The sequence below is a fragment of the Vibrio genomosp. F10 str. 9ZD137 genome (genome assembly GCF_049974785.1).
GTDB lineage: Bacteria > Pseudomonadota > Gammaproteobacteria > Enterobacterales > Vibrionaceae > Vibrio.
In genome coordinates this window covers 1-4,081 of sequence record NZ_JBNGCJ010000269.1, presented here as the reverse complement: position 1 = coordinate 4,081, position 4,081 = coordinate 1, and the positions used below count along the sequence as shown (strand labels likewise).

Annotated in this window: 3 protein-coding genes; 1 reads left to right on the top strand and 2 read right to left on the bottom strand. The window is 45.1% G+C overall.

Going from position 1 to position 4,081, the window contains the following annotated elements; all coding sequences use genetic code 11:
* Both ACP45E_RS04555 and ACP45E_RS04550 read right to left on the bottom strand, forming a co-directional pair.
* Nucleotides 1-637, bottom strand: a 637-nt coding sequence (locus ACP45E_RS04555; RefSeq protein WP_069584746.1) for a 3'-5' exonuclease, incomplete at its 3' end; no start/stop codon positions are given.
* Between the two features lie 26 nt (nt 638-663).
* A complete protein-coding gene (locus tag ACP45E_RS04550; RefSeq protein ID WP_017035705.1) occupies nt 664-2,490 on the bottom strand; it encodes a DUF294 nucleotidyltransferase-like domain-containing protein in 1,827 nt (608 codons plus the stop codon).
* Between the two features lie 205 nt (nt 2,491-2,695).
* Between ACP45E_RS04550 and ACP45E_RS04545 the strand changes: the two genes are divergently transcribed.
* Nucleotides 2,696-3,880: a 3-phenylpropionate MFS transporter gene (locus ACP45E_RS04545; RefSeq protein WP_017037162.1), complete on the top strand. Its 1,185-nt coding sequence runs from the start codon at nt 2,696-2,698 to the stop codon at nt 3,878-3,880.
* Nucleotides 3,881-4,081: the final 201 nt, after the last annotated feature.

Genomic DNA, 4,081 nt, shown 5'->3' with positions numbered 1-4,081 from the left:
ACCGCTCTTCCGATCTCGGGACGGTCAAGGAGGGCAGATCGCCTTTTGTCAGTCGAACAAAAACTAGGGCAGCCGATATCGCGTCTTGCAGTGCATCATGTTTGCCTTGTATTGGGATATCGAGGTGTTTACAAATGGCATCAAGGCTGAGATCAAAATAGGCATTGGGTAGATGACGTTCAAGCTTGTCGTGATAAATTTGGCTTACTTCAATCAGAGGGTTTGGCAAGGGAAATCCAAGATGTTTTTTACAGGCAATATCAAGGATCGTCTTGTCGTAGCGTATGTGGTAACCCACCAGAGGGCGACGCCCAATAAAGTCGAGGAGTTGTATGATGGCGTCTTTTTCCCCAATGCCATCCACTAGGTCTTGATGTCGTATTTTGTGAATTTTAACTGAACCAGAATCGAGAGATTGAGGCGCTCTTAAACGGACTTCAAACGGTTTACTTGTGATGATTCTGTTATCGATGATTTTTGTTGCTGCAATCGTGACTAATTCAGCGCGGTGAGGATCTAAGCTGGTGGTTTCACAATCAAGGGAGACAAACTCTCCTTTCTGAGGAGCACCAAAGAGTGACTGATAGGGCGATCCCTTCAGCTTACAAGACCAAAACTTGCGTAATAACCAGTTCATCGAGTGTTTACCATTATGATCACGGTTTAGTCCCTTATTTGATAATGATAGCTAAGGAACTGTTTGAATTTTTTCACCACATGTAAGCTGTGCCGCAATATGTCTCGTTCCGTTCTATCGAGTTGTTTTAATTCAATGTTGTTTGAGCTGTGATCGAAAGAGAGCTGCTGAGATAAGCGTAATTTGAAAAATAGTTTTAACGCTTCACTGAGGTTATCTGCGGTTTCTGGTTCCAAAATACGTTTGACCCGCAGAGTTTTAATACGCTCGAAGGTATTCTTTTCATTGAGCCCATACTCTAAGGCCAGTGCTCGTATGCCATGGACGATAGGAAAAATGCCCCCCCGCTTTATATCCAGCCCTTCTTTGACTTTTTTGACGTTACCAAACAATGTTAAAGGAATAGAAAATTGAAGCGCTGGTCGAGTGAATTCTTGCAGCACCAACATTTTATTTTTCATTAAGTTCTGCAGATGGTCACTGACGCTCGTTAGCAGTTGTCGATTTCCAGCGACGGCATGAGCATCTGCCATGATGGCGATATCCATCACATGTTCTGGCCTTGCACCTTGTACCCATCGCTCAATCGTCTCTTTCCAATGTTGTTGCGATTTGACCCATTTAGGGTTGTTAACCATGACATCTCCAGGGCAAAGAGGGTAGCCAAGTTGTTGCAGCGTGTGGGTTAACTCGTTCATGATGGGTTGGCATTGATGCCACTCTAAACCATCTTTGATGATCAGCGCGTTATCTTGATCGGTTTTCAGTATTTGCTCCCCGCGTCCTTCTGATCCAAGAACAATCAAGCAGCAATGATCATGTAAGGCGGGTGGCACCACCAATTCGAATGCCTTTTCGATGATTTGTTCGTTGACCGCCGAAATGAGTTCCATGATAAACCGGGTGCGAATACCATTGCTTAGTAAGCTCTCAACCAGTTGTCGTTGACGGTTTGAAGCAAGCGCTAACTCCTCGATACTGGTTGAACGGGCGATACTCAACGTGAGTACATGAGAGTGTGTTGAAAATGCACTCAGAATTTGTGTCATGTCTAGCATGCCCACCGCTTCTTTTCCATCACACACCATGACTCGCTTCATTTTATTACGTGTCATTGAGATCATGGCGTTGAAGAGGAAATCACCATCGTCAATATGAACCACAGGAAAGGTCGCTATTTTACTGACGGCGGTATCTAATGGGTGATTGTCGAGCATGACAGCGTGCAACATATTGGTGCGGGTAACAATGGCGTAAGGGTGAGCGCTGGCATTGTCGATTAAGCGAATATCGTGGTCAGAAAGCCGAACCAGTGCCGAATCTAACCCTGCTTCTTTTAACTGTAGGGTGACCTCATTAAGTGGCTGTTCGGGCTCTAAGATCATTGGAGGGTGGTAAATAGAGCTGTCCACTTTGGTTAAAATAAACTCTGCGAGATTTTGCTGTTGCTGAGCTTCCTTGATAAGTACTTGGCGTTTTTTTAAGTTGTTATCAAAGTAAGCCGCAAATTGACCGTTCGCTTCATACAGTTCAGTGAAAATATCTTTTGGCAGTAAGTACGAGAGCGTGTCTTCTAAGGCGATGTATTGGTGGCGAGCGTTGCCCTCAAATAGAGCCCTGACATCAAACATGTCATCATTGGCGTAATGGGCGTAAACTTCAGAGGTGTCCGTTGAGCGTTCTTCGACTGCGCCTTTGATTAGGATGTTTAAATAGTCACAGGGCTGGTCTGGTTGTAAAATAATGTCTTTATTGCGGTAATAAGCGACATCAAGAGAGGAGCGTAATGTGTGTTGCTGCTCTTCTGTAAGTCGATCAAAAGGTGGGGATTGCATATTAAATTTGTCTGGCATCACCGTTCCTCTCAATTGATTACCCGCATTGTCAGTGTGACAAATTTCGCCAGTACCTCCAGACGACTTTGGTCTAATGCCATCGGAATGATTTTTCTAGGCGATACTTAAACCGGAAATCCATCAAGGCGCTTTCTTCCCTTTTTTATCTCTTAAGCAAGGTCCATAATGGCCTCGCTTGCTCAATTCCCTTTTGGAGTCTTTGATGTTAACCCCATCTCCTTTTGCCTGGATCTCCCAGTATTTTGTTGGTTTCTTTTTTGCTTACGGTGTTTATCTCCCGTTTTGGGCGCTTTGGTTTGAAGAACAAGGTGTCTCTGCAACCGATATTGGTGTGCTTGTTGGTGTCGGTTTTGCGACCCGTTGTGTTTCAAACTTGGTGATAACCCCTCGAATTCATAAAGCGGAACATCTTCTTCCTGCACTGCGTTGGCTGAGCTTAGCGGCATTTTTGTTTGTCGGTTTCCATTTCTTCACGGGAGGAAATTTTTGGCTAATGGCACTGGCGACGGTACTGTTTAATCTATGTTGTGGACCCATAGTGCCGTTGTCGGATGCCCTTGCTAATTATTATGCTCGGTTAAAAAGGTTGGATTACGGACGAACCCGTTTATGGGGTTCGATTGCTTTCATTGCAGGTTCTACCGTCGTGGGTTATCTGGTGTCCTTGTATGGCACGGATATGATTCTTTATACCGCGTTGGCAGGGGTACTTTTCTCATTGATCATTTCAATGAGGAACATTTCGGTCATGCCGGAAACCCAAAATAAGCAAATAACCGAGCGACCAAAAGTCTCTCAACTTTTACGAGAGTGGCCAGTGATTAAGTTCTTAACATTGATTGCGCTGATTCAGGGAAGCCACGCTGCTTATTACAGTTTCAGTGCCATTTACTGGCGTGATGCGGGCTACTCGGCGGATATCATTGGTTATTTATGGAGTTTGGGCGTTGTTGCTGAGGTGATGGTGTTCGCTTTCAGTAAGCGCTTTTTCTCTGGTTGGACACTGCGATCTCTATTTGTGATGGCGGCCATTGGTGTCATGGTGCGTTGGGGAATCACAGCGTCAACTACCGAGATTTATGCGTTGGTTCTTGTGCAGCTTCTGCATGGGGTTACCTTTGCGGTCGCGCACATTGCAGCGATCCAATACATTCAGCAAGAAGAAGAGCATAAAATGGTGGCACTGCAAGCCTTGTATAATGCGATTCCTCTAGGGGCCGTTATCGCTCTTCTTACAACACTCAGTGGTTGGGGTTATGAGAATTGGGGAGCGGATGTTTTTTGGGCGATGGCTTTAATGGGAGGACTGGCGCTGTTTGTGAAAGTAGAACCTAGAGCGTCAATAATAACCGATGCGCAGAAAGCGGAGCCCAAAGCACAGAATTAGACTCAATTGATTGAGATTACGGCAGTTCCTTAGTTAAATGAGACCTCTCCTCCTTTTTATTAATGATAGGGCGAGAGGTTTTTTATTTTGTAACTGCTGCTTAGAAAAGGATGTCTAATGCAAGGATGGATCGTCATACCCGTGTCACTCGCGTACCTTGGCATTTTGTTTTTGGTCGCTTGGTATGGTGACCGCCAGTCT